Source organism: Nocardioides sp. J54 (assembly GCF_000519005.1).
Lineage (GTDB): Bacteria > Actinomycetota > Actinomycetes > Propionibacteriales > Nocardioidaceae > Nocardioides.
In genome coordinates, this window is record NZ_JAER01000003.1 from 179759 (window position 1) to 205467 (window position 25709).

General features: G+C 72.8%; 19 protein-coding genes. 8 read left to right on the forward strand and 11 right to left on the reverse strand.

Translation table 11 applies throughout. The features are described from left to right. Positions 1–5: 5 nt before the first annotated feature. Both NOCJ54_RS0103385 and rpsA read right to left on the reverse strand, forming a co-directional pair. Complete coding sequence (locus NOCJ54_RS0103385; RefSeq protein WP_028654350.1) at positions 6–953, reverse strand: helix-turn-helix domain-containing protein; 948 nt, start codon at positions 951–953, stop codon at positions 6–8. A gap of 354 nt (positions 954–1307) precedes the next feature. Then, complete coding sequence (gene rpsA, locus NOCJ54_RS0103395; RefSeq protein ID WP_028654351.1) at positions 1308–2780, reverse strand: 30S ribosomal protein S1; 1473 nt, start codon at positions 2778–2780, stop codon at positions 1308–1310. 170 nt (positions 2781–2950) lie between these two features. Between rpsA and NOCJ54_RS0103400 the strand changes: the two genes are divergently transcribed. The 3 genes from NOCJ54_RS0103400 (at position 2951) to NOCJ54_RS0103410 (ending at position 7288) form a co-directional block, all read left to right on the forward strand. After that, the gene (locus tag NOCJ54_RS0103400; RefSeq protein ID WP_084254887.1) at positions 2951–3766 is read left to right on the forward strand and encodes a class I SAM-dependent methyltransferase; all 816 of its coding nucleotides are present in this window, start codon (positions 2951–2953) and stop codon (positions 3764–3766) included. A 176-nt stretch (positions 3767–3942) separates the two neighbouring features. Then, positions 3943–6579, forward strand: a complete 2637-nt coding sequence (locus NOCJ54_RS27995; RefSeq protein ID WP_157514775.1) for a hypothetical protein — start codon at positions 3943–3945, stop codon at positions 6577–6579. Positions 6580–6589: 10 nt separating this feature from the next. Continuing rightward, positions 6590–7288, forward strand: a complete 699-nt coding sequence (locus NOCJ54_RS0103410; protein ID WP_028654353.1) for a class I SAM-dependent methyltransferase — start codon at positions 6590–6592, stop codon at positions 7286–7288. 15 nt (positions 7289–7303) lie between these two features. Here NOCJ54_RS0103410 and NOCJ54_RS28000 read toward each other — a convergent pair whose 3' ends face one another. The 7 genes from NOCJ54_RS28000 to NOCJ54_RS23655 all read right to left on the reverse strand — a co-directional run bounded on the left by NOCJ54_RS28000 (position 7304) and on the right by NOCJ54_RS23655 (position 17354). After that, on the reverse strand, positions 7304–8095 hold the full coding sequence (locus tag NOCJ54_RS28000; RefSeq protein ID WP_051485429.1) for a class I SAM-dependent methyltransferase: 792 nt from the start codon (positions 8093–8095) through the stop codon (positions 7304–7306). 112 nt (positions 8096–8207) lie between these two features. Beyond that, on the reverse strand, positions 8208–9176 hold the full coding sequence (locus NOCJ54_RS0103420; RefSeq protein ID WP_036516645.1) for a DUF3068 domain-containing protein: 969 nt from the start codon (positions 9174–9176) through the stop codon (positions 8208–8210). Between the two features lie 2 nt (positions 9177–9178). Then, the gene (locus NOCJ54_RS23640) at positions 9179–10405 is read right to left on the reverse strand and encodes a glycosyltransferase family 4 protein (protein WP_051485430.1); all 1227 of its coding nucleotides are present in this window, start codon (positions 10403–10405) and stop codon (positions 9179–9181) included. Next, entirely contained in the window at positions 10402–11238 is an 837-nt protein-coding gene (locus NOCJ54_RS23645; RefSeq protein ID WP_051485431.1) for a glycosyltransferase, read from the reverse strand. Before NOCJ54_RS23645 ends, NOCJ54_RS23640 begins: the two co-directional genes overlap by 4 nt. A 95-nt stretch (positions 11239–11333) precedes the next feature. Then, a complete protein-coding gene (locus NOCJ54_RS30455; protein WP_261376671.1) occupies positions 11334–11465 on the reverse strand; it encodes a hypothetical protein in 132 nt (43 codons plus the stop codon). A 52-nt stretch (positions 11466–11517) separates the two neighbouring features. Then, positions 11518–13233: a hypothetical protein gene (locus NOCJ54_RS23650; protein ID WP_157514777.1), complete on the reverse strand. Its 1716-nt coding sequence runs from the start codon at positions 13231–13233 to the stop codon at positions 11518–11520. Beyond that, the gene (locus NOCJ54_RS23655) at positions 13230–17354 is read right to left on the reverse strand and encodes an alpha-(1->3)-arabinofuranosyltransferase domain-containing protein (RefSeq protein ID WP_036516648.1); all 4125 of its coding nucleotides are present in this window, start codon (positions 17352–17354) and stop codon (positions 13230–13232) included. The genes NOCJ54_RS23650 and NOCJ54_RS23655 overlap by 4 nt, the downstream gene beginning before the upstream one ends. 94 nt (positions 17355–17448) lie before the next feature. Here NOCJ54_RS23655 and NOCJ54_RS0103450 point away from each other — a divergent pair, with 94 nt between their 5' ends. Then, positions 17449–18708, forward strand: coding sequence for a lipopolysaccharide biosynthesis protein (locus NOCJ54_RS0103450; RefSeq protein WP_028654355.1), 1260 nt, complete (start codon positions 17449–17451; stop codon positions 18706–18708). 623 nt (positions 18709–19331) lie between these two features. Here the strand turns inward: NOCJ54_RS0103450 and polA are convergent. After that, positions 19332–22025, reverse strand: coding sequence for a DNA polymerase I (gene polA / locus NOCJ54_RS23660; protein ID WP_036516649.1), 2694 nt, complete (start codon positions 22023–22025; stop codon positions 19332–19334). A gap of 63 nt (positions 22026–22088) precedes the next feature. On the opposite strand from polA, the gene NOCJ54_RS0103465 reads away from it, so the two are divergent. Then, complete coding sequence (locus tag NOCJ54_RS0103465) at positions 22089–22514, forward strand: hotdog fold thioesterase (protein ID WP_028654356.1); 426 nt, start codon at positions 22089–22091, stop codon at positions 22512–22514. Positions 22515–22528: 14 nt separating this feature from the next. Here the strand turns inward: NOCJ54_RS0103465 and NOCJ54_RS0103470 are convergent, their stop codons facing one another. Beyond that, the gene (locus NOCJ54_RS0103470) at positions 22529–23110 is read right to left on the reverse strand and encodes a GNAT family N-acetyltransferase (RefSeq protein ID WP_036516651.1); all 582 of its coding nucleotides are present in this window, start codon (positions 23108–23110) and stop codon (positions 22529–22531) included. A 192-nt stretch (positions 23111–23302) separates the two neighbouring features. Here NOCJ54_RS0103470 and NOCJ54_RS0103475 point away from each other — a divergent pair, with 192 nt between their 5' ends. Genes NOCJ54_RS0103475 through NOCJ54_RS0103485 form a run of 3 tightly spaced genes read left to right on the forward strand, consistent with a single transcriptional unit; the run spans position 23303 to position 25667 of the window. Further along, complete coding sequence (locus NOCJ54_RS0103475) at positions 23303–24091, forward strand: ABC transporter substrate-binding protein (protein WP_028654358.1); 789 nt, start codon at positions 23303–23305, stop codon at positions 24089–24091. Next, complete coding sequence (locus NOCJ54_RS0103480; RefSeq protein ID WP_028654359.1) at positions 24088–24894, forward strand: amino acid ABC transporter permease; 807 nt, start codon at positions 24088–24090, stop codon at positions 24892–24894. The genes NOCJ54_RS0103475 and NOCJ54_RS0103480 overlap by 4 nt, the downstream gene beginning before the upstream one ends. Further along, positions 24891–25667: an amino acid ABC transporter ATP-binding protein gene (locus tag NOCJ54_RS0103485; protein ID WP_036516653.1), complete on the forward strand. Its 777-nt coding sequence runs from the start codon at positions 24891–24893 to the stop codon at positions 25665–25667. The genes NOCJ54_RS0103480 and NOCJ54_RS0103485 overlap by 4 nt, the downstream gene beginning before the upstream one ends. The last annotated feature ends 42 nt before the right edge of the window (positions 25668–25709 follow it).

Consider the following 25709-nt stretch of genomic DNA (forward strand, 5'->3'; position numbering starts at 1 on the left):
GGCCCTCAGCAGGCGAACTGGCGCCGGTAGTGCTGCGGGCTGACCCCGCGCACCCGCACGAAGTGGTGGCGCAGGGTGGCGGCGTTGCCGAAGCCGACCTCGGAGGCGATCCACTCGATCGGCTGGTCGGTGCGCTCGAGCAGCTCCTCGGCGGCGGCGACGCGCTGCCGGGTGATCCAGGTGTGCGGCGTCGTCCCGGTCTCGTCGCGGAAGCGGCGGGCGAAGGTGCGCGGCGACATCAGCGCCCGCTTCGCCAGGGCCTCGACGCTGTGGTCCTCGTTGAGGTTCTCCACGATCCAGGTGAGCAGCGGCGCGAGGGTGTCGGCGTCGCAGTCGGGCACGGCGCGGGCGATGAACTGGGCCTGTCCCCCGTCGCGGTACGGCGGCACCACGGCCCGGCGCGCGACCGTGTTGGCCACGGCGGCGCCGTACTCCTGCCGCCAGATGTGCAGGGCGGCGTCCATGCCGGCGGCGCTGCCCGCGCTGGTCACCACCTGGCCGGTGTCGACGTAGAGGACCTCAGGGACGACGCAGGCCTTCGGGTAGCGGCGCTGCAGCTCGTCGGTGTACATCCAGTGGGTGGTGCAGTCGCGACCGTCGAGCAGCCCGGCCGCGCCGAGCACGAAGGCCCCGCTGCAGGCTGACATCAGCCGCGCGCCGCGGTCGTAGGCGGCGCGGATCGCGTCGAGCACGGCGTCGGAGGGCACGCCGCCCCGCGGGATCGCCGGGATGCCGACGAGGTCGGCCTCAGCGACGCGGTCGAGCCCGTGCTCGGCCTGGAGGCTGAAGCCCATCGAGGTCCGCATCGGGCGGTCGTCCTCGGCGCACACCGCGAAGTCGATCGCAGGGACGCCGTCGGCCGTGCGGTCGATGCCGAACGCCTCGCAGAGGATGCCGAGCTCGAAGGGGGCGACGCCCTCGTAGGCGATCACCGCGACGTTGGTCAGGCTCACCGGACCACTGTCCCACCGCGGTGGCAGGAAATCAACGCAGTACGGCTTTTCTGCCACTGGTGGCAGGTTCTCCACGAGAGCATGATTTCTGCCATGACCACGCTACTGCTCCTCCTGATCCTCGCCACCGTCCTCGCCGCCCTCGTGGCCTGGACCCGCCACGACGGGCTGGCCGCGCCGCGCCGGACCGCCTGGTTCGACTGACGCGCCTCGTGCCTGCGCACCCACCCGCCCCGAATCCACCCGTCCCGTACCACCGCCCGCACCACCGCCAGAACCGAAAAGCCAGAAGGCCCCGACCGTGAGGTCGGGGCCTTCTGCGTTGCTAGCGGGCTCTCACCCGGCAGGCGTGGTTCAGTTGCCGCCGGTGAGCTTCTCGCGGAGCGCCTGCAGCGCCTCGTCCGAGGCGAGCGAGCCGCCGGTCTCCTCGGCCGGGGCGGAGGAGTACGAGTTGGCCTCGCCGGCCTCGATCTCGGCCTTCTTGGCCTCGGCCTGCTGCTTGACGTGGGCCTCCCAGCGGGCGTGCGCCTTGGCGTACTGGTCCTCCCAGACCGCGCGCTGCTCCTCGAAGCCCTCGAGCCACTCGCCCGTCTCGGGGTCGAAGCCCTCGGGGTAGACGTAGTTGCCCTGCTCGTCGTAGGTGGCGGGCATGCCGTAGAGCGTCGGGTCGAACTCCTCGACGTCCGCCGCGGTGGCCGTCTCGTTGGCCTGCTTGAGGGACAGCGAGATCCGGCGACGCTCGAGGTCGATGTCGATGATCTTGACCATGACGTCGTCGTTGACCTGGACGACCTGCTCCGGGATCTCGACGTGGCGCTCGGCCAGCTCGGAGATGTGGACCAGGCCCTCGATGCCCTCCTCGACCCGGACGAACGAGCCGAAGGGCACCAGCTTGGTGACCTTGCCCGGCACGATCTGGCCGATCTGGTGGGTGCGGGCGAAGTGCTGCCACGGGTCCTCCTGCGTCGCCTTCAGCGACAGGGAGACACGCTCGCGGTCCATGTCCACGTCGAGGACCTCGACGGTGACCTCGTCACCGACGGTGACGACCTCGGACGGGTGGTCGATGTGCTTCCAGGACAGCTCCGAGACGTGGACGAGGCCGTCGACGCCGCCGAGGTCCACGAACGCACCGAAGTTGACGATCGAGGACACGACACCCTTGCGGATCTGGCCCTTCTGGAGCTGGGTGAGGAAGCCGTGGCGGACCTCGGACTGGGTCTGCTCGAGCCAGGCACGGCGCGACAGGACCACGTTGTTGCGGTTCTTGTCGAGCTCGATGATCTTCGCCTCGAGCGTCTGGCCGACGTACGGCTGCAGGTCGCGGACGCGACGCATCTCCACGAGCGAGGCCGGGAGGAAGCCGCGCAGGCCGATGTCGATGATGAGGCCGCCCTTGACGACCTCGATGACGGTGCCCTCGACGACGCCGTCGGCCTCCTTGATCTCCTCGATCGTGCCCCAGGCGCGCTCGTACTGGGCGCGCTTCTTGGACAGGATCAGGCGACCCTCCTTGTCCTCCTTCTGGAGGACCAGGGCCTCGACCTTGTCGCCCACCTGGACGACCTCGGACGGGTCGACGTCGTGCTTGATCGACAGCTCGCGCGAGGGGATGACGCCCTCGGTCTTGTAGCCGATGTCGAGCAGGACCTCGTCACGGTCCACCTTGACGATGGTGCCGTCGACGATGTCGCCGTCGTTGAAGTACTTGATGGTCTGGTCGATGGCGGCCAGGAAGTCCGCCTCGGAGCCGATGTCGTTGATCGCGACCTGGGGCGCGTTGTCGTCGTAGTGGCTCGAGAGCGGGGTCGAGAGGGTGCTGGTCATAGAGGAGGACAGTCCTTGGATGGGCAGATGTAGGTTGGCTCCCCGGCCCCTGCGAGGCCGGAGACCGGACCCCCGTCGGGGGCACGGGTCAGTGTCCTGCTGGACACAGACGTTCTAGGGTACCCGTCCCCGCGCACGGCGGTCCAACCGGCAGCACTACGCTCTCCCCCGTGCAGGAGTGGCCGCAACGCCCGGTGACCGCCCATCGACGCCACGCCGACGAGGACGAGTCGCGCAGCGCCAACGGAGCGGACTGGGACAGGTACGCCGACGAGTACCAGGCGACGCACGGCGAGTACCTCGGTGACGTCGGGTTCCTGTGGGGCCCCGAGGGCCTCACCGAGGCCGAGGCCGGAGTGCTCGGCGACGTCGCCGGCCGCGACGTGCTCGAGGTCGGCTCCGGCGCCGGGCAGTGCTCGCGGTGGATCCGGGACCACGGCGGACGGGCGTTCGGCCTCGACCTCTCCCACCGCCAGCTGCAGCACTCGCGGCGCATCGACGAGATGACCGGCGTCGTGGTCCCCAGCGTGCGGGGCACCGCGACCCACCTGCCCTTCGCCGACGCGAGCTTCGACGTCGTCTTCTCCTCCTTCGGCGCGCTCCAGTTCGTCGCCGACATCGACCGCGCCGTCGCCGAGACCGCTCGCGTGCTGCGCCCCGGCGGCCGGTTCGCGTTCTCCATCACCCACCCGACCCGGTGGATGTTCCCCGACGACCCGACGGCCGAGGGCCTGACCGCGACGCAGTCCTACTGGGACCGCACGCCCTACGTCGAGGTGGACGACGAGACCGGCCAGACGGCGTACGTCGAGCACCACCGCACGCTCGGCGACTGGGTCGGCCTGCTGGCCGGGCACGGCTTCTGCCTCAAGGTCCTCCTCGAGCCGGAGTGGCCGGCCGACAACGACCGGCCGTGGGGCGGCTGGTCGCGGGAACGCGGGGTCCTCACCCCCGGCACCGCCATCTTCGCCGCCGACCTGACCTGACCCCACCCGACTGGCCCGGTGGCCCGTTCCGACCAGTGCGCCCGGGACCTTGGTCCCGGCCCGGAAACCCCGCACCTACGGGCGATCCGGCGTTCGTGACCACACGTGAGCCCGTCGCGGCCGCAGGGGTGTCCAACTGGCACTCGAGGGGCCGCGGATGCCTGATCATCATCAGCATGTCGTTCGCCCACCTGTCGCGCCGCACGGCGCTCACGGTGACGTCGCTCGCCACAGCGACGTCCCTGGCCCTCGCGGTCCCCACGTCCCCGGCCTCGGCGGCCCCGCTGCCTGCGCCCTTCGCTGCCGACGCGCACGCCGACCTGGTCAGCCTGCAGTCCGACCTGGCCAGCTTCCCGCTCGCCAACGTCTACGTCGGCCACGCCCGGGTGCAGACCGACAGCGAGGGCGGCCTCGTCGACCCCGAGGGCGGCCAGCCCGTCCCGGCCGACGCCCGCGTGCACGCGGAGAGCTCCAACGTCGACGTCCAGCTGCTGGGCGACAACCCGACCATCCAGACCGACTCCACCGAGGCGGTCGCGCCCGAGCCGACCGACCCGCCGCGGGAGGAGCTGCTCGACGTCCCGCTGGCTCCGCTGGCCGACGTCGGCGTCATCCACGGCGACGTCGCCACCGGCTACGTCTCCGACGCCGCGTGCCCGCCGCTGGTCGGCGGCACCCGCCTCCTCGGCTCGGCCCGCACCGACACCGCGGGGATCACCCTGCTCGGCGTGCCGAACCTCCCGGCTGCGAACGTCGGCCAGGTCGGCGCCTCGTTCGTCGAGACCCGCACCGAGCTCGTGGACGTCGCCGGCCCCGGCGACGCCGTCCGCTCGACCGCCGTGCTGGACATCGCCCCCCTCTTCCTCCTCGGCGGGCTCGTCGAGATCCGCGTCGCCAGCCCGGTGACGATCACCGCAGAGTCCGACGGCGTCAACGTGCCGACGACCACCTCGAGCAACCCGACGGCCCAGGTCCTCGTCGCCGGCATCAAGGTCGCCGACATCTCCTCCGACGGCGTCGGCGTGCCCATCGCGGTACCGCTCGGAGTGGCGAACGTCGACCTCGAGGTCGCCCTGTTCAAGCCGACCCCGACCATCGACCCCGCGACCCGCACGGCCACCGTGGACCTGGGTTCCGTGCTGTCGGTCGACCTCGACGTCGACCTGCTCACTGCCTCCCTGGTCGACCTGCACCTCGGCGTCGGCCAGATGAGGGTCAGCGCGACCGCGCCGGAGGGCGGCGTGGAGTGCACCCCTGCGCCCCCGACCGACACGGACGGCGACGGGCTCAGCGACGCCGACGAGGCCACCCACGGCACCGACCCCGAGAACCCCGACACCGACGGCGACGGGCTGACCGACGGCGACGAGGTCCACACCCACGGCACCGACCCGACGGTCGCCGACACCGACGAGGACGGCGTCAACGACGGCGACGAGGTCGCCAACGGCACCAACCCCGTCGACAACCCCGACGACGACACCGACCCGACCCCGACCGACACGGATGGTGACGGGCTCAGCGACGCCGACGAGGCCACCCACGGCACGGACCCCGAGAACCCCGACACCGACGACGACGGGCTCACCGACGGCGACGAGGTCCACACCCACGGCACCGACCCGACGGTCGCCGACACCGACGAGGACGGCCTCTCCGACGGCGCCGAGGTCAACACCCACGGCACCGACCCCCTGGACCCCGACACCGACCGCGGTGGCGTGACCGACGGGGCCGAGGTCGCCAACGGCACCAACCCCGTCGACGACCCGTCCGACGACCTGCCGGGCACCGGTGACACCGACGGTGACGGCCTCAGCGACGCCGACGAGGCCACCCACGGCACCGACCCCGAGAACCCCGACACCGACAAGGACGGCCTCTCCGACGGCGCCGAGGTCAACACCCACGGCACCGACCCGCTCGACCCCGACACCGACGACGGTGGCGTGACCGACGGGGCCGAGGTCGCCAACGGCACCAACCCGGTCGACAACCCGGCCGACGACGTGCCGGGCAACGACCGTGACGGCGACGGCATCAGCAACGACGACGAGCTCGCCCTGGGCACCGACCCGGACGACGCGGACTCCGACGACGACGGCCTCACCGACGGCGCCGAGGTCAACACCCACGGGACCGACCCCACCGACGCCGACACCGACGACGACGGCGTGGACGACGGTGTCGAGGTGGCCGACGGCACCGACCCGACCGACGCGGACAGCGACGACGACGGCGCGAACGACGGCGCGGAGAAGGCGGCCGGCACCAACCCGCTGAACGCTGACACCGACGGCGACGGCCTCACCGACGGCCGCGAGCTGACCGGAGCAACCGGGTGCGGCACCGGCAAGCGCACCAACGCGCTGCGCAAGGACACCGACGGCGACGGCCTGACCGACGGCCAGGAGGTCGCAGGCATCGTGGTGCGGCAGAAGGTCTTCACGATCAACGGCAAGCCCCGCAAGGGCAAGAACATCGGCCGCGTGCGGACGAACCCCTGCGCGAAGGACACCGACCGCGACGGCCTGACCGACCGCCAGGAGATCCGGGGCATCAACGTCAACCAGTACGCGTGGCGCTCGAAGGCGAACGGCGGCCGCTACAAGATCGGCCTCCGCAAGTCGAACCCGCTCGTCAAGGACACCGACCGTGACGGCCTGACCGACCGCCAGGAGGTCACGGGCAGCGCCAACCGGAAGTTCGGCAAGCGCCGCAGCGACCCGACCGTGGCCGACACCGACTGGGGTGGCCTGCGCGACGGCCGCGAGGTCAGGGAGAAGAGCGACCCCACGCGGTACGGCAAGTAGGCTCCGCCGCGTGGATGCGGAGGAGATCGAGCGCTCAGCCGCCCTGGAACGCCGCCACTGGTGGTACGCCGCCCGCCGGGCCCTGGTCCGGCGGGCGGTTCGCCCGTGGACGCCGGGCCGGGCGGTCGACGTCGGGTGCGGCATGGGCGGCAACACGGTGGTCCTGCGTGAGCTGGGCTGGCAGGCCGTCGGGGTCGAGTACACCGCGACCGGGGCCAGGATCGCCGCGTCCCGCGGGATCCCCGTGGTCCGCGGCGACGGCCGCCGCCTGCCGATCGCCGACGAGTCGGTGGACCTGGTGATGTCCACCGACGCCTGGGAGCACATCGACGACGACGTCGCCGTCGCGGCCGAGACGTTCCGTGTGCTGCGCCCCGGGGGCCGGGCGCTGGTCGCCGTGCCGGCCGGGATGGCACTGTGGAGCGGCCACGACGTCGCGCTCGGACACGTCCGGCGCTACGAGCGCGACCAGCTCGCCGAGCTGGTGCGTGGCGCCGGCCTGGTGATCGACGACCTCTACTCGTGGAACGTGCTGCTGCGGCCGGTCGTGCGGGCCCGCCGGCGCGGCAAGGAGGCCCCGCAGAGCGAGATGGAGGCGGTGCACCCGGTCCTCAACGCCGGGCTGCGCGTCGCGGTCGGGATGGAGCGGGTGCTCCCCCTCAAGCGGCTGCCCGGCGTGAGCCTGGTCGTCGTCGCCCACAAGCCCTGACGGGCTCGCACCGGGTCACATCCGGTAGAGCCGGGCCTCCAGGAGCGCCCCGTCGCCGCGGCGCAGCTCGGGCTTCATGATGTCGTCCCACGCGATCGGCGCGGTGCGCCGCGGCTTGCGGGCGGTGAGCAGGGCGGTCAGGACGCGCGCCGCGACCGCCTCCCCCGTGCCGTGGTGGGCCTCGGCGTTGACGGTCGCCTCGACGAATGCCGGGTCGTGCTCGCCCTCGACGCGGATCGGCTGGGAGCCCTCCCAGCGCAGGGCGATGATGTTGTGGTGGTGGTTGCTGTCGATCAGCTTCTTCACCGGCCCCGCGAGGCCCGAGCGCTGCAGGTAGGCGTCGATCTCGCTGTCGAAGGCCGGCGCCTGCTTGGCGGTCATCACCAGCGTCGGCGGGCGCGTCCACTCGTCGAGGCGGCACCACCACAGGTGGCTCGGGAAGTCGATGATCTTCGCGGCCGAGGCCTCGGGGACCTCGATGTAGCCGGCCCTGGCGACGCGGGTGAGCTCGCGGACGACGCCGACCGGGTCGGTGACGTGCTCGAGGACGTGCGAGCAGATGGCGTAGTCGAACACCCCGTCGGCGAACGGCATGTCCGCGGCGTCGGCGTCGAAGAGCGGCCGGTCGATCCGGGTCCGGCCGGTGCCGGAGCGCTGCCCGGCGAACGCGTCGTCCGGGTAGCGGTCGAGGAGCACGTCGGCGCGCCAGGACGGCTTGTCCCCGCTGCCGACGTCGAGGACGAGGGCGTCGGGCCCGACGGGCACGTCGATCCGTCGCTCGTGGAACGAGCGCAGCCGCTCCTTCATGGTGGACACCTCCGGGACGATAGCGACGGGTGGACCGCTGACGACAACGGCCCCGGGCGCGAGCCCGGGGCCGTCGTCTCCCTCCGTTGAAAGAGGAGCTGAGGGGTGCTCGTCAGGCGTTGACGAGCTTCTTCTCCTCCGCCTCCTCGCGGCGGTGCGCAGCGGCGGAGCGGCCCAGGAAGAGGCCGGCAGCGAGCAGCGCGATGCCGAGGAGGGCGAGGATCAGCGGGAAGGTGAGCTTCATGCCGCCGAGCAGGGTGGCGTTGGAGCTGGCGTCGTCGACCAGCTCGGCGACCTGCTCGTCGGTGTACTCGACGGTGGCGGTGAACGCCGGCACGGTCTCGCCGTCGTACCGCAGCTCCTGGACGCGCTCCTCGACCCGGTCGACCGGCGAACCGGTGGTCGGCTCGACGAAGAAGGTCCGGGTCATGCCGTACCACATCTCGGCGTCGACGGACGCCTCGTCGGAGCCGAAGACCGAGCCCGGGACCTCGCGGGTCTCGACGACCTGCGGCTCGATGGTCTGCACGAACTTGTAGACCGTGAGCCCGTCGATCTTCTCCTCGCCCTCGTAGACCGCGTCGACGGCCTGCTCGACGGTGCCGTCCCAGACCGGGTAGTCCTTCTTCTGGGTGTCGAACGGGAACTTGAAGACCTGGCCCTCGCGGACGGTCGGGACGCGCTCGCCGGCGGCGACCTCGACCCACGAGTCGCACGACTCGCACTCGACCGCGGCGCCGGAGACGGCGTCGAACGACGCCCGCTCACGGGCCTGCTGGAAGACCGAGCCGTCGGCGCGGGTGACCGTGGTCGAGTTGACCCACACGACCGTGCCGTCCGGCGCGTCCGCGCCGGAGTCGGCGATCGTCCGGGAGGTGACCTCGAGGTCGGTGGTCTCGGTCTCGAGCACCTCGGGGTCGCTGTTGAAGACCTGGGCGTCCTTGGCCTCGAGGCGGGTGATGCCCTCGTAGTCGGCCGGGACCGTCGCCAGGGTCGGGTAGGCGTAGGCACGCACGAGGACGGCCGCGACGATCATGAAGACGCCGAGCCCGACGGCTACGGCTGCAAGCTTGCTGCGCATGGTCAGCACCTCTCAGAAGGCCACGCGAGGCTCGCGTGGGTCGTGGGAACGGCCGGCGTGGGTGTCCGGCCGGTGAGCATCTCGGTGGTGAGGTCGCGGGCGTGGGTACGCATCTGCGACCAGTCGAACCGGTGGGCCCACGCGAGGCAGGCCCGGGCCCGGTGGATCCGGGTGGTGGGGTCGTCGGCGTCGGCGAGGGCGGCCTCGATCCGCTGCGCCAGCCGGGTGGTGACGACCGACCGGTCGGCGTCGTCGGCGACGAGCCAGCCGGACTCGGCGTGGCGGATGGAGTCACGGAGGCCGGGCACGTCGCGCGCCACGGTGGGCACGCCCCAGGCCGCGGCGTCGATGACGGCCTGGCCCCAGCCCTCGGCGTCCGACGCACACACGTGGACGGAGGCGCGGGCGAGCACGTCGCCCTTCTCCTCCTCGGACAGGTAGCCGTGGAAGGTCACCAGCCCGCCGAGGCCGCGGCCGGCGGCGTGGGCGACGAGCCGGTCGTGCTCGGGCCCCTGGCCGACCACGTCGACGTGGATGTCGCGACCGGTGCGGGCGCTGACCAGCGCGACGGCGTCGAGGGCCAGGTCGACCCGCTTGTGGGTGACCAGGCGGCCCAGGACGACGACCCGGTCGGCGTCCTTCGTCGCTGCCTCGACCGCGTGGTACGGCGGCAGCTCGGCGCCGTTCTCGAGGATCCTGATGTCCCCGCGCCAGCCCAGCTGGCTGCGCATCTCGGCCGCCGTCGACGGCGACACCGCAGCGACCACCCGCCGGCGGTAGACCCGCCGCATCGCGACCCGCTCCAGCCACCGCCCGAAGGCAGCGACGGGTGCCGGGAAGTGCACGGCGAACTGGGCCTGGTGGACGTGGTGCACGACGAGCAGCACCGGCGTGCGGCGCCGGACCACGAGCGGCGAGAACGACGGCAGCCCGCAGGCCGGGTCGATCACCGTGTCGATGTCGCGACGGTGGCGCAGCAGCCAGGCCAGGGCGAACAGGTAGAACCCGAGCGCACCTCCCCCACGGCGTACCTCGATCCCGTCGCGCACGGCGCGGGCCGACTGGCCCTTCTCGCGGGCGGTCACGAAGCGGACGTGGGCGCCGCCCTCGCGCAGGGCGCGGGCGTACTGCCAGGCGTAGATCTCCGCTCCTCCGGCCAGCGAGTGGTCGAGGTCGCGCCAGTTCACGACGACGACCCGGCGGCCGGCGAGGCCGGTCGGGGACGTCATCGCGGGCTCCGGAGCGCGAGGCTGACGACCACCGGCACCGCGACGGCGGCCGGCAGGGCAGCGGCGGCGGGCAGCGGCATGGGGGACCGCGTTCCGCTGGCCGCCACCCTGCCGGGGTCCGGCGCGAGCCCGCGGGTCGACCAGGCGATCCGCGCGAGCTCGGCGAAGGCTCCGGCGCCGTGGCGCGCAGGCACGAAGGTGGACCCGGGCACGTCGACCCAGGTCACCGGGATCTCCTCGATCCGGGCGCCGGCGACCCGCAGGCGCACCAGCAGCTCGACGTCGAACGAGAAGCCCGCCGTGCGCAGGTCCTGCACGGCAGCTCGGACGAGCTCGCCGCGGAACACCTTGAACCCGCACTGGGTGTCGACGATGCCGGGCGTGAGCCGCCGGGCGAGGCGGCGGTACGCCGCCGCGCCGGCCGAGCGGCTGCGGCAGTGCCGCGCCTCGGTGACGCTGTCGTCGAGGCCCCGGGACCCGATGACGACGTCGGCACCGAGCCGGAGCCGCTGGACCGCGGTCTCGAGCGCAGCCAGGCCGGTGGCGCCGTCGGCGTCCATGAAGGCCACCACGTCGGCGTCGCTGGCCAGCAGGCCGGCGCGCACGGCGGCACCCTTGCCGCGCCGGGCGCAGTGCACGACGCGCACGGGCAGTGCCGACGAGTCCGCAGCGCGGGCCACGTCGGCGGTCGCGTCGGCGCTGGCGTTGTCGACGACCAGCACCTCGACGCGGCCGAGCTCGCCGCGGTGGGCGGCGACGTGGCGTCGCAGCTCCCGCAACGTGCGCGGCAGGCGGCGTTCCTCGTTGAACGCCGGAATGACGATCTGCAGCATCGGACCCTCCCAAGCCGTCTGCTCAGACGTCCCCCCTCCCAGGTGGACGTGTGACTCGACCGCCCGCCGTCAGCAGACGACGAGCGACCGGACGACTACTGGTCCGAGTAGCTGTAGAGCTTCTCTTCGCTGACCGGCTTGTGCTCGGACTGAGCAGCGTTGACGCCGGCGACAAGAACGGCGGTGGAAGCGAGTGCTCCGACAACCGTGGCAATGATCGTGTTCATGCGCTGGTCCCCTCCCAAAGACCGGCACAGAGCGCCACGCCCCCCATGTCCATCATGTGGTGTGACGCCCGTTACTCCCTGTCCGGAGTATCGCGACAACGCCAGCCAAAAGCAAAAGAATCGCCAAACCGTGACCAAATCCGACAAGAATTCGGCGCACCTGCGGGGCTTCCGGGCGCACCGCGGTCGGGCCGTCGGCGACCGTGCCCCCGCCGGCGAGGTCGACGAGGGTGAGCCCGTCGGCGTCGTACCGGACGGTGCCGGGCGGGACCTCCACCTCGACCATCCCCTGCTCGACGAGCACCCAGCGCACGCCCTCGGCGCGCAGCGCCGCCGCGGGGTCGGCCGCCTCGAGGGCCTCAGCGACGGCGAGCACGCGCGGGTCCTCCGGGGGCACCACGGTGTCCTCGAGCAGCACGCTGTCGTCGACGATCACGGTGCCGGGCAGGAAGCGCGGTGCGGGGTCGAGGACGGCACGCCGGTCGTTCCACGCGTAGCCGCGGTAGGAGCCGGTCCACGGCAGCACCACGGTCACGTCGTCGTCGCCCACGAGCTCCGCGACGTCCCCCCACGCCTGCGGGTACGACGACCGCGGGATCCCGCCGCCGAGCGCGAGGCTCGGCAGCAGCAGGACCGGCGCCGCGACCAGCAGCACGACGGCGCTCCACCACGCGCCACGCCTCGGCCGCACCAGCCCGCGCAGGTGGGTCACGGTGTGGGCTGCCCCGATGGCGAGCACGAGGCCGAACGGCGCCAGGAAGCGGTGCGAGTCGCGCAGCAGGGCCAGCCCGGGCACGCCGGACGCGAGCGACTCCAGAAGGTCGGCGCCCCACCCGGTGGCCGGCACGAGCGCGACCAGCAGTGCTCCGAGGCCGAGGCCGAGCCAGCGCCGGCGGTCGGGGCCGGCGTGGCGCAGGCCGGCCAGCGCGGCGAGCGAGAGCAGGCAGGCGAGCAGCACCACGACGCTGCTGGTGCGCTCCCCCGGCACGATCGAGGTCTTCCAGATACCGCCGAGCGAGAGGGTGCTGGCCACGACCCCGGCGCCTGACTCGGCACGGGCGGCGAACGCCGCGAAGACCCCGTCGGTCGACACCCGGACCGCGTCGGCGGTGAGCGCCGGGACGGCCCAGACCAGGTTGGCCACCGTGCCGATGACGGCGACCGTCAGCCAGGTGCGCCGGTCCCGGCCGAGGGCCAGCACCGCGAGGACCGCGAACGCCATCGCCCCGCTGGAGGGGCTGCAGACCGCGGCGGCGGCGAGGGCCACGGCAGCCGGCCCGGCGTCGCGGGGGTCCTGCCGCAGCCGCAGGGCGCCCAGCGCCACCCACGGCAGCAGCAGGTAGCCCAGCAGGATCGCCCACTGCCCGATCAGCAGCCGCTCCAGCACCCAGGGGTTCCAGCAGAACAGCGTCGTGGCCGCGGCCCGTGCGTACCAGCGGTGGCCGGTGGCGCGGGCGGCGGTGGACCGGGCGACCAGCCGCGCGACCCCGACGCCGCCGGCGAGGAAGCCGCCGAGGAGCAGGACCCGCTGCACGAGCGCGCCGGGCAGGACCTGGCTGGCCAGCGAGACGAGCGCGTCCATCGGCACCGCCCGCGGCAGCGACTCGTCGAGCCCCAGCCACGCGTCCTTCCACGGCTGGCGCGGCACGAAGACCATGTCCCCGACGAGCCAGAACCCGCCGCCGACGAGCAACGGGCCGAGCACCGCCACCGCCACGGCCAGGCTGACCGCGACGTCGACGGACACGCTCGCCGGGGGACGCCTCATCCCCGCTCCGGGGGCGTGGTGCGGGCCAGCGCCGCAGCCAGGCCGAGCGCGATCGCCGCGCCGGTGGCGAGGTCGACCGCCCGCGGCGCCAGGTCCGGCCCGTCGGTCAGCACGACCACGAACGCGACCAGCGCACCGAGCAGCACGGCACCGGCGACCGCCTGCACGACCCGTGGCCAGCGGGCCAGGAGGACCCCCAGCGCGCCGGCGACACCGACGACCGGTCCCCCGACGAGCCACGCCAGCACGCCACCGGCGAGCACCGCGGCCGCCGGACGCAGCCACCGTGCACGACCGGGACCGCGGCGGTGGCCCGCACGCTCCGGACCCTCTGGCTGGTCCGGCTGGTCCGGCTGGCGGGCAGGCGGCACCGGCGCGACGGGAGCCCGCCTGCGCCGTACCGCACCCGCGACCAGGATCGCCAGGGCGAGCAGGAGCACGGCTCCGAGCAGCACCAGCCCGGCGACGAGCACGATGATGTAGCCGCGCTGCGGCTCGTAGACGAGCTCGACCTCGCCGGCGACGTCCTCGGGGACCAGCCAGCCCTGGGCCCAGCCGTCCACGGTGATCCGCTCGAGCTCACGGCCGTCGACGGTCGCGACCCAGCCGAGGTTCACGTTGTGGGGCGAGGACAGCACCGCGTCCTCCCCCGGACCGACCTCGAGCCGCACCCGGGTGTCGGAGACCGAGATCAGATCGGTCTCCCGCGAGCGGGACGGTCCCCGGTCGGGGTCGGCGCCCGCGTCGACCGAGTCGAGGGTGAGCGCGACCGGCTGGAACTGCTCGGTCGAGCGGACCTCGACCCGGTGCTCCCCCGCCTCGAGGCGCAACGGACCGCCGTCCTCGTCACAGGGCTGGACGGCCAGCTGCCCGGCGGCGACGACGTCGCCGATCATCCCGACCACGCGGGTCGGCACGGTGCGGCCGTCGACGACGAGCGGCGGCCCGAACCCGCACACGGCGCCGGTGGGCCCACCGCCGTCGAGGGTGGCGGCGACCCGGGCTCCCCCGAGCCGGACCTCACCGACGCCGAGCGGCGCGCCACCGACGGTCTCCACCGAGCGGCTGAAGGTGATCGTGAGCCGGCGGGCGCGCAGCGGCTCGAAGCCGCCGTACCCGCGCAGGTCGGCGGTGCGGACCTCCTCGCCGTCGGCGGTGGTCGCGCGGATCTCTGCGCGGTCGGGACGGACCGCGACGCCGGCCGGCGGGTCGACGACGATCCGGCGCAGGGTGCGCACCTCGCCGAGGTCGACGGTCAGCGTGGGCTCGGGGTCCCGCGGGTCGGCGACCCAGGACGTGGCGGGGTTGCCGTCGTGCGCCATCCGTGGCGAGACCGCGGGGTCGACGCCGAGCCACGACGAGCCGGTGACCTTCGTGCCGCCCAGCGGCTGCAGCAGCTCGACGGTCGCCGGTCGGCTGCGCGCGACCGCGAGCCCGCGGACGGTGAACTCGCCGCCCTCCTCGAGGGTGAAGGTCCGGTCGATGCCGGTCGTCTCCTCTGCAGCGCGGGCGCGGTAGCGGTCGCAGTCCGGGCCGAGCAGGGTCAGCACGCAGGACCGGGTCTCCGGGGACGCCGACAGCAGCACGTCGGGCGGCCCGTCGGTCGCGACCTCCGGGAGGACGAGGGTACGGCGGGGCGTGACCCCGTCGATGGTGACCTCCGCGAGGCCGATGGCCGACTGGCGGCTGGGGGCGTCGAGCGCCTGGACGCGCACGCGGTCGGCCCGGACGTCGAGGACCACGGAGCCCGCCCCGGTGAACGGGTCGACCTCCACCTCCTCGCTCGCGGAGCCGGCGGTGACCCGCCAGCGCGCGACCTGGTCGATGCCCTCCGCGAGCGGCTGGGCCAAGTGCACCTCGCCGACCCGGCGCTCGGTGCCGAGGTCCACCTCGACCCACTGCCCGACGGCGTCGGTGAACGGGCTGGTGCGCCAGAAGGTCGTTTCGTCTCCGTCGAACGCGGCCCAGGGCGAGTTCTCCGCGTGCACGGCCCCGAGCGAGCTGGTCCAGGACCGCGAGCTCGACGCGTCGACGCCGGCGATGCCCTCGTACTCCGCGACGACGGGCTCGGCCCCGGCTGCGCCCGGGTAGTTCGGCACCACCCGGTCACCGCGGTAGGGCTCGTCCTCGGCCATCACGGCGCTCTCGGCGTCCTGGATCCGCCCGAACGCCCGCTCGCGCTTGCGGTAGGCGTCGCCGACGACCTGCGCGTCCCGGTCCCAGCCGGGCTCGCCCGCCAGGATCATCGCCTGCGCCGGGCCGACGAGGCCGTGGCCGACGGCCGCGACGGCGGCCTCCACGGAGCCGGCGACGGTCACCGCGTCGTCGACGTCGCGCACGTCGTACCCGCCGGTGCCGGTCTGCGCACCGACCGCCGGCTGGACGGAGAAGATCTCGATCGCGGGCCCGAACTCGAGCTGCCCGAAGGTGGCGATCGACTCGAGGCCCGGCGAGCGGCCCAGCGCCACGCCGACGAGGCTGGCGGAGGTGGCCTGGGAGACGCTCGGGTCGAGGTCGTGGCGGACCAGGACCGCGTCGATGCCGAGACGGTTGAGCAGGTGGCGCAGGTACGGCGAGCCGGAGCCGGTCTCGAGGAAGGTCTCCATCATCGAGAACAGCCGGATCGTCTCCGGCGGCGTCAGCGGCACCTGGGACCGGGTGATCCACGGGCTGCGCGCGACCGCCTCCATCGGCTCCTCCATGGTCCAGCCCCACTGCTGGATGCCGAAGCCGGACCCGGGGATGACCCAGGTCGCCCCCGCGCCCGGGGTCTGCGCGGAGTACTCCTCGAGGAACTCCGCCGCGTCGTGCCAGTAGTCCGGGAGCTTCTCCCAGCCCGGCGTGCGGGTGTCGGCGGTCGCGATCGGCTGCACCATCGCGACCAGGCCGCCGGCGAGCGCGAGCGCCAGGCCGCCGGCGCCCACCTTGCGCAGGGTGCGGCTGCGGCCGCGCTCGCGGGTGGTGAGGTGGCGGACCATCTCGGCGACGATCGACCCGAGGCCGATGGCGATCGGAACCCGGAGCACGGGGTCGACCTTGGGCACGTTCCGCAGCGGCGCGAGCGGGCCGTCGAGCAGGTCGCGCAGCGCCTGGCCGACCGGGCTGTCGAGGGTGCCGGTGTGGGCGATGACCTGGCAGGTGAGGCCGAAGCCCGCGGCGAGCAGCAGCGGGGTGCGCCAGGGCCCTTGCATCCGCAGCAGGCCGATGAACGCGACGATGGCGACGACGCCGGTGCCGAGCACCAGCCACGGCTCGTAGGCGAGGTCGTAGCCGGCCGGCCACCAGCGGCGTCCGCCGACGGAGATGTAGCCGACCCAGTTGCTCGCCCCGCGCAGCACGGCGGCAAACCCGGAGGTGCCGGTGGTGGCGCGGGCGTCCTCCACGAAGTCGTAGAACGGCGGGCTGTAGGCGCCCAGCCGCAGCAGGGACAGGATCCACCACGCACTGACGGCCCCGACCAGCGCGAGCCAGCCGACGCCGAAGTGCCAGGTCAGCCGCCGGGTGAGCACCGCCCAGCCGACGATGATCGCCAGCAGCGCGGCCGGCGCCGCGGTCGCGGTGCCGTTGACGCCCCCGGAGCAGGCGAAGGCGGCCGCCGACAGGACCGCTGCCTCCCGGGGCCGGAGCCGCCCCTGGGTGGCCAGCACGATCGGCAGCACCGCCCACGGCAGCACCGCGCCGGGCAGGATCTCCGCGCTGCGGGTGCCGATCTCGGTGACGTGGCGCGGGGTGAGGCCGTAGGCCAGGCCGGCGACCGCCGCCCCGACGGAGCCGATGCCCAGGGCACGGGCGAGGCGTCGTACGCCCTCACAGGCGAGGAGCAGGATGAGGATCGACCAGAGGCGCTGCGAGCCCCAGCCCGGCATCCCCACCAGCTCGGCCAGCCAGAAGAAGCTGCCGTGCGGGAAGAGGTAGCCGTAGGCCTGGTTCTGCATCTCCCCCAGCGACACCTCGGGGTTCCACAACGCCAGGGTCCCCTGGAGGTGCGGACCGGGCACCTCGGTCAGCTCGAACCGGGTGTCGCTGGTCGACTGGCCCCACTTCTCGGTGAACACCAGCAGCGAGATCGCGGCGTACACCGCGACCAGGAGCACCCGGCCGCGCCGTTCCTTGCCCGGCATCCGGCCTCCCTCTCCTCGTGCTCGTGGCGGTCGTCAGCATACGAGCGCGTGTCCCGGATGGGCGGAACCGGGACCGTCCGCCTACCCTGCACGCGTGACGACTGATGCCCGGGTCTCGCGCTCGCGGGTGCGCGACCTGCTGCGCAGCACGGCCGGCATCGCCATCGCGATGGCCGTCACCAACGTCGGCACCTACGCCTTCCAGATGGTCGCCGCACGCCTGCTCGGCCCCAGCCAGTACGGCGAGGTCGCCAGCCTGATGGCGCTGCTGCTCGTGCTCTCCGTCGTCCAGCTCGGGCTCCAGGCCACCGCCGCGCGGCGGATCTCCGCTGAGCCCGACGACGTCGCCGCCATCGAGGAGACCGTGCTGCGCACGACCTGGGGCAGCGCGCTGCTGCTCGGCGGCATCACCCTCGCCGCCGCGCCCGCGGTGTGGCAGCTGCTGCGCCTCGACGGCCTGCTGCCCGCCGTGCTGCTCGCGCTCGCGGTGGTGCCGGTGACGATCATGGGCGGCCAGGCCGGGGTGCTGCAGGGCGAGCGCCGCTGGCTTCCGCTGAGCCTGGTCTACCTCGCCGTCGGTGTCCCCCGGGTCGTCATCGGCGGCGGCTTCCTGCTGGTGTGGGACACCGAGACCAGCGCCATGCTCGGCGTCCTCATCGCGTCCTGGCTCCCCGTCGCCGTCGGTTACTGGGCGCTGCGCCACCGCGCCGACGGCCCCGGCGAGTCCCACGACCACCACGTCCGCCGCGACGTCGTCCGCGAGACCGCCGCCAGCTCCCTGGCCCTGCTCGCCTTCCTCGCCCTGTCGAACCTCGACGTCGTCGTCGCCCGCAGCGTCCTCGGCGACCACGACGCCGGGCTGTACGCCGGCGGCCTCATCGTCACCAAGGCCGTGCTCTTCCTGCCGCAGTTCGCCGTGGTCATCCTCTTCCCCTCGATGTCGACCGACGCCGAGAGCCGCGGCGCGGTGCTCAAGGGCCTCACCTTCCTCGCCGTCCTCGGCGCCGCCGCCACCGCCGCCACCTGGCTCCTCGCCGACCTCGCCCTCGTCTTCATCGGCGGCGACGACTACGCCGGCGTCCGCGACGACCTCTGGCTCTTCGCGGTCCTCGGCAGCCTGCTCGCCGTCCTCCAGCTCCTCGTCTACGCCGGACTCGCCCGCCGTGGGCGCACGACGAAGTGGATCATCGCCGCCGGCGTCGTGGCTCTCGTCTCCGCCGGCGCCGTCGCCGACGCAGTCCGCGAGCTCGCCGTCACCGTCGCGGTCGTCGACGTCGTGGTCGTCGTCCTGCTGATCGGGCTGCAGGTGGTCCGGCACCGGCGGATGGCTGCTCCGGTGGGTGGCCGGGCCTAGCTGGCTGGTGCGGGCCGGGTCGCGGGGTTGCGGTTTGGTCCCAAACGACGTGCGACACGCCGTGCGGGCATGTCGTTCCTGCCCAATCGGCGATCTTGTTCCGGGCTCGTCCAGGCGGCCGCGCTGAGCCGACCGCCTGCTTGCGGCGCGGATGTCGGCACGGGCTCCGCCCGCGCCGCCACAAGCGGCCGCCTGGCCTGTCGTTTGGTCCCAAACGACACGCGACACGCCGTGCGGGCATGCAGTTCCTGCCCAATCGGTGCGACTCAGGCCTGCAGGGCGAGGACGTCATACGAACCGTGGGCTCCAGCCCACGCAACGCATGACGTCCCGCCCTGACCGCCCAGATCCCGCCCGGGCCTACGCCCGGCTTGCCGCCAGACGGACGGTGCCATCCGCCGGAGCCAACTGCGGCGCGGCAGCGTGGCGCCCGCGCCGGAGGCGCGTCGGCGGCAAGTGCGGGCCGAGCTTGCGAGGCCTGCACGCAGCCGTCGACAGGCGACACGCTCGCGCGGTCAGCCAGCGCGGCAGCGTGGCGCCCGCGCCGAAGGCGCGTCGAGGTCGAGGGCGGGCCCGAAGGGTCCCCCTCGACCTCGACAGGCGACACGCTCGCGCAGACGAACTCAGTGCGCGGCTTCGTGCCAGGAGGTGCCGGTGCCGACCGAGACGTCGAGCGGGACGGTGAGGTCGGCGGCGCCGGCCATCTGGTCGCGGACCAGCGCCTCCAGGGCCTCGGCCTCGCCGTCGGCGACCTCGAAGACGAGCTCGTCGTGGACCTGGAGCAGCATCCGGGAGCGGAGGCCGGCCTCGTCGATGGCCGCCTGGGTGCGCAGCATGGCGACCTTGATCAGGTCGGCGGCCGAGCCCTGGATGGGGGCGTTGAGGGCCATCCGCTCGGCGGCCTCGCGGCGCATCCGGTTGTCGCTGGTCAGGTCGGGCAGGTAGCGGCGGCGGCCCATGATGGTCTCGGTGAAGCCGGTACGGCGGGCCTCGTCGACGATGCCGGTGAGGTAGTCGCGGATGCCGCCGAAGGTCTCGAAGTACTCCGTCATCAGGCCGGCGGCCTCGCCGGGCTCGATGCCGAGCTGCTGGGAGAGTCCGAAGGCGGACAGGCCGTAGGCGAGGCCGTAGTTCATCGCCTTGATCTTGGCCCGCATCTCCGGGGTGACGGCCTCCGGTGCGACGTCGAAGACGCGCGAGGCGGTCTCGGCGTGGAAGTCGCGGCCGGAGCGGAACGCCTCGATGAGCAGCTCGTCCTCGGAGAGGTGGGCCATGATCCGCATCTCGATCTGGCTGTAGTCCGCCGTCATCAGGGAGGCGTAGCCGCTGCCGACGACGAAGCTCTCCCGGATTCGGCGGCCCTCCTCGGTGCGGATCGGGATGTTCTGCAGGTTGGGGTCGGTGCTCGACAGCCGCCCGGTCGCGGCGATCGTCTGGTGAAAGGTGGTGTGGATCCGGCCGTCGGGCTGGACGGTCTTGAGCAGGCCCTCGATGGTCTGCCGGAGGCGGATCACCTCGCGGTGGCGCAGCAGGTGGAGCAGGAACGGGTGCTCGGTCTGCTTGAAGAGGTTCTGCAGGGCGTCGGCGTCGGTGGTGTAGCCGGTCTTGGTGCGCTTGGTCTTCGGCATGCCGAGCTCGTCGAAGAGCACGACCTGCAGCTGCTTGGGCGAGCCGAGGTTGATCTCCTTGCCGATGACGGCGTACGCCTCCTCGGCCTCCTTGCGCACCTCCTCGCCGAAGTGGGCCTCGAGGCCCTCGAGGTGGTCGATGTCGACGGCGATGCCGGTCTGCTCCATCGCGGCGAGGATGCCGACGAGGGGCATCTCGACGTCGGTGAGCAGGCTGCGGCCGCCGGCCTTCTCGACCTCGTCGGCCAGCTCGGCGGACAGGTCGAGGGCGGCCCGCGCCTGGACCATGGCGTTGCGGGCGATGCCGTCGTCGGCGTCGCCGTCGTCGAAGAGCATCCCCTGGTCGTCGTCGCCGGCGGGGGCGAGCTCGCGGTGCAGGTAGCGCAGGCTGAGGTCGGCCAGGTCGTAGGAACGCTGGTCCGGGGCGACGAGGTAGGCCGCCAGGGCGGTGTCCTCCACGACCCCGGCGAGCTTCCAGCCCTGGGCGGAGAGCGCGAGCAGCGGGCCCTTGGCGTTGTGCAGGACCTTGGGCCGCTCCGGGTCGGCGAGCCACGAGGCGACCGCGGCGTCGTCGGTGGCGCTCATCTCCTCGACGTCGACGTACGCCGCCCGGCCGTCCGCCAGCGCGAGTGCGAGCCCGGTGACGCGGCCGGTGCCGCTCCCCCACGTGCCGCGGACGCTGAGGCCGACCGTCTCCGTGCCGATCGACTCCAGCCAGCCGGCGACGGCGTCGGGGGCCAGGGTGGTGCCGTCGAGCTCGACGCCGGCCTCGACCGGGACGTCCTCGCCCGGGGCCACGACGTCGAGGATGCGGGTGCGCAGCTCGCCGCGGAACTCCAGCTCGTCGAGCAGCTCGAGCGCGGCGGTGCGGTCCCACTCGCGGCGGACCAGGTCGTCGATGGTCACGCCGAGCGGGAGGTCGCGCACCAGCGCGTTGAGCCGCCGGTTGCGGATCACGTCGCCGAGGTGGGCGCGGAACGCCTCGCCCTTCTTGCCGGTGATCTTGTCGGCCTGGGCGATGACGTTGTCCAGGCCGTCGTAGGTGTTGATCCACTTCGCCGCGAAGCCCGCACCCACGCCGGGGACGCCGGGCAGGTTGTCGGAGGTCTCGCCGACGATCGCGGCGAGCTCGGGGTAGCGGTGCGGCGGGACGCCGTACTTCTCCTCGACGGCGGCCGGGGTCATCCGGGCCAGGTCGGAGACGCCGCGCATCGGGTAGAGCACCGTGGACCGCTCGGTGACCAGCTGCAGCGAGTCGCGGTCACCGGTGAGGATGAGGACCTCGAGGCCGCTGGTCTCGTCGGCCAGCGCCTGGGTGACCAGCGTGGCGATGATGTCGTCGGCCTCGAAGCCGTCCATCTTGAGGAACGGGATGGAGAAGGTGGTCAGCATCTGCTCGATCAGCGGCAGCTGGCTGCTGAACTCCCCCGGGGTCTTGTTGCGCTTCGCCTTGTACTCGGCGTACTCCTCCGTGCGGAAGGTCTGCCGGGACACGTCGAAGGCGACCGCGACGTGGGTCGGCTGCTCGTCGCGCAGCACGTTGACGAGCATCGAGGTGAACCCGTAGACGGCGTTGGTGTTCTGCCCCGTCGCGGTCGAGAAGTTCTCGACCGGCAGGGCGAAGAAGGCACGGTAGGCCAGCGAGTGGCCGTCGAGGAGGAGCAGACGCGGACGAGTTGTCTCGGGCACCCGGCGACTCTACCGAGGCCGACCGACAGCGGTCCCCCCGCCGGTGCTCGATATCGTCGGGCCATGACGAGCAACACCGACATCGCCGAGTTCATGCGCGCCAACATGGGTGCCCTCAACGAGCGGATGGGTGTCGAGCTCGTGGAGGTCTCCCCCGAGCGCGTCGTCGCCACGATGCCGGTGGAGGGCAACACCCAGCCCTACGGCCTGCTCCACGGCGGCGCGTCGGTCGTGCTGGCCGAGACCCTCGGGTCGATCGCCGCGGCGCTCAACGCGGCGCCGGGCCGGTTCGCGGTCGGCACCGACATCAACGCCACCCACCACCGCTCGGCGACCCGGGGCATCGTCACCGGCGTCGCGACCCCGCTGCACGTGGGGCGCACGATGGCCAGCTTCAGCATCGAGATCACCGACGAGGACGGCCGCCGGGTGTGCACCTCGCGCATCACCTGCGCGCTGATCGAGCGGGACCCGACCCCGAAGGGCTGACGCTGCGGGCCGGCTCAGGCCTCGGGCAGGGCGAGCCGCTCCGCGCGGGCCCGGCGCAGCGAGCGTCGGGCGGCCAGCACCCGGGTGCGGCCGCTGTCGGCACCGACGGGCGAGCGCTGCGGCGAGATCCGCGAGCGCAGCAGCGTGGTCGGGGCGATGCGGTACATCGCGACCGGCGCGATGCCCAGGCGGGCCATGAACCGGTTGGTGTCCCGCGACGCGTGGGGTACGGCGGCCACCACGTGCAGGATGCCGTTGTCCTCCGCGAACGCGGCAGCAGCCTCCATCAGCGTGTGGCCGACCCCGTGGCGGCGGAACTGGTCGAAGACCCGGGGGTGGATGGCCTGCACGCACGGCTCGAGGTTGAGCGGCGAGAGGGTCGTGATCCGCAGGTAGACCGCTCCGGCCAGCTGGCCGTCGTACTCGACGACCACCACGCGCTGCTCGGGTGACGCCTCGGCCCCCTTGACGACCAGCTCGAGGTCGGCGTTCTGCTCGGAGCGGTCGGCGCGACGCAGCGAGTCGTTCCAGAGCTCGGCCAGGACCGGCGCGTCCTCCCGCGTGGCGACGCGCGTGGTCAGCGAGTAGCGGCTCATGCAGGTCCCTGCCTTCCTCACCCCAAGACGGGGACCGCGCGGCGTCGGGCGGTCCGTGGGCAAAGATTACGCCCCCTCCCCGCCGGCCGACAGGGGGATCCCCGGATCGGCGTGCAACATCTGCGTTACGGGTCCCGGGCCCTCGGCGTGCCTGCATCTGCGCGGCGCAACATAAAGACATAAGGTGCCGACATGCAGACGTCTCGACTCTCCGCACTCGCCCTGACCGCCGTTGCCGCCCTCGCCCTCGGGGCGTGTGGCTCCGACGACAACGGGAAGACCTCCACCGGCGCCGACGTGGTGAAGGCCGGTTCGCTCACCGTCTGCTCCGACGTGCCCTACCCGCCGTTCGAGGACTTCGACAAGGAGAGCGAGCTCGGCTTCAAGGGCTTCGACGTCGACATCGTCGCCGAGGTCGCCGAGCGGCTCGACCTCGACCTGACGATCCAGGACTCCTCCTTCGACGCCCTCCAGAGCGGCCAGGCCCTCAACGCCGGCCAGTGCGACCTCGCGGCCTCCGCGATGACGATCACCGACGACCGCAAGAAGAACCTCGACTTCTCCGACGGCTACTACGACTCCAAGCAGTCGCTGCTCGTCGCGGCCGACAGCGAGATCGCCGCGATCGGTGACCTGGACGGCGTGAAGGTCGGCGTCCAGCAGGGCACCACCGGCAAGGCGTACGCCGAGAAGAACGCCGAGGGTGCGGAGATCGTGACCTTCCCGAGCGACGCCGAGCTCTTCCAGGCGATCAAGGCCGGCCAGGTCGACGCGATCCTGCAGGACCTCCCGGTCAACCTCGACCACACCCAGGACGGCAAGTTCAAGGTCGTCGAGACCTACGAGACCGACGAGCAGTACGGCCTGGCCATGAAGAAGGGCAACAGCCAGCTCGTCGAGGACGTCAACGGCGCGCTCGAGGAGATGCGCGAGGACGGCACCTACGACGAGATCTACAACAAGTACTTCGAGGTCGAGTGAAGCGCACCACCAAGCGGCGGCTCGTCGTCTGGGGCGTCAACCTCGGCGTCCTGGCGGCGGTCGTCGCTGCCCTGCTGCTGATCGACTGGAGCGCCTTCCGGGCCAACTTCTGGAGCCCGGACGGTGTGGCCGGCGGCGACAGCAACTGGGGCGACCTGATCACGATCGGTGCCGTCAACACGGTGAAGTACACCGCGATCGCGTTCGCCGGCGGACTGGCGTTCGCGGTGGTCCTGTCGCTCATGCGGCTCTCCCCCATCGCCACGTTGCGCTGGCTGGCGACGGCGTACGTCGAGTTCTTCCGGGGCCTGCCCGCGCTGCTCGTGATCCTGTTCATGGGCTTCGGCCTGCCGATCGCCATCGGCTGGAACCCGCCCGGCGGCGTCGTCGGCGCGGGCCTGCTCGCGCTCATCATGGTCGCCAGCGCCTACATGGCCGAGACCCTGCGCGCCGGCATCCAGGCGGTGCCCAAGGGCCAGACCGAGGCGGCGCGCTCGCTGGGCATGGGCGCCACGTCGACCACCTTCCGGGTGGTCCTGCCCCAGGCGTTCCGGATCGTCATCCCGCCGCTGACCAACGAGTTCGTGCTGCTGATCAAGGACACCGCTCTGCTGTCGGTGATCGGCTCCACCTTCACCGGGCGCGAGCTCACCACCGTGGCCCGCGACTTCACCTCGTCGGGTGTCTCGGCGGGGACGGCCACGAGCCTGGTCCAGGCCGCCCTGCTCTACCTGGTGATCACGATCCCGCTGACCCAGCTCGTGGCCTGGCAGGAGCGGCGACAGAGGAAGGCAACCCGATGAGCGGCGTCCCACTCGAGAAGCCCGGCCGGGCGGCCGACGCGTCGCAGCCGGCCATCGCCGTGCGCAACCTGCACAAGTCCTTCGGCCACAACGAGGTCCTCAAGGGCATCGACTTCTTCGTCGACCCCGGCCAGGTGGTCTGCGTGATCGGGCCGTCGGGCTCCGGCAAGTCGACGTTGCTGCGCTGCGTCAACCGCCTCGAGGAGCCGACCTCCGGCGAGGTGCTCATCGAGGGCATCGACATCTGCGACCCCGAGACCGACCTCGACGATGTGCGCTCCCGGATCGGCATGGTGTTCCAGCAGTTCAACCTCTTCCCGCACCTGTCGGTGCTGAAGAACCTGACGCTGGCCCAGCGCACGGTGCGCGGGCGCGGCAAGGAGGAGGCCGTCCAGGTCGCCCGGGCCAACCTCGCCAAGGTCGGCCTCTCGGACAAGGAGTCGGCCTACCCCGCCCACCTCTCCGGCGGCCAGCAGCAGCGCGTCGCCATCGCGCGGGCGCTGTCGATGGACCCCGACATGATGCTCTTCGACGAGCCGACGAGCGCCCTCGACCCGGAGCTGGTCGGCGACGTCCTGTCGGTCATGAAGGACCTCGCCGCCGAGGGCATGACGATGATGGTTGTGACCCACGAGATGGGGTTCGCCCGCGAGGTCGGCGACAAGCTGGTCTTCATGGACGGCGGCGTCGTCGTCGAGGAGGGCGTGCCCGCGGAGGTGCTCTCGAACCCGCAGCACGAGCGCACCCAGGCGTTCCTCTCCAAGGTGCTCTAGCCGCCCGCACCGCGCCGTACGACGACGAAGGGCCCCGCCGGG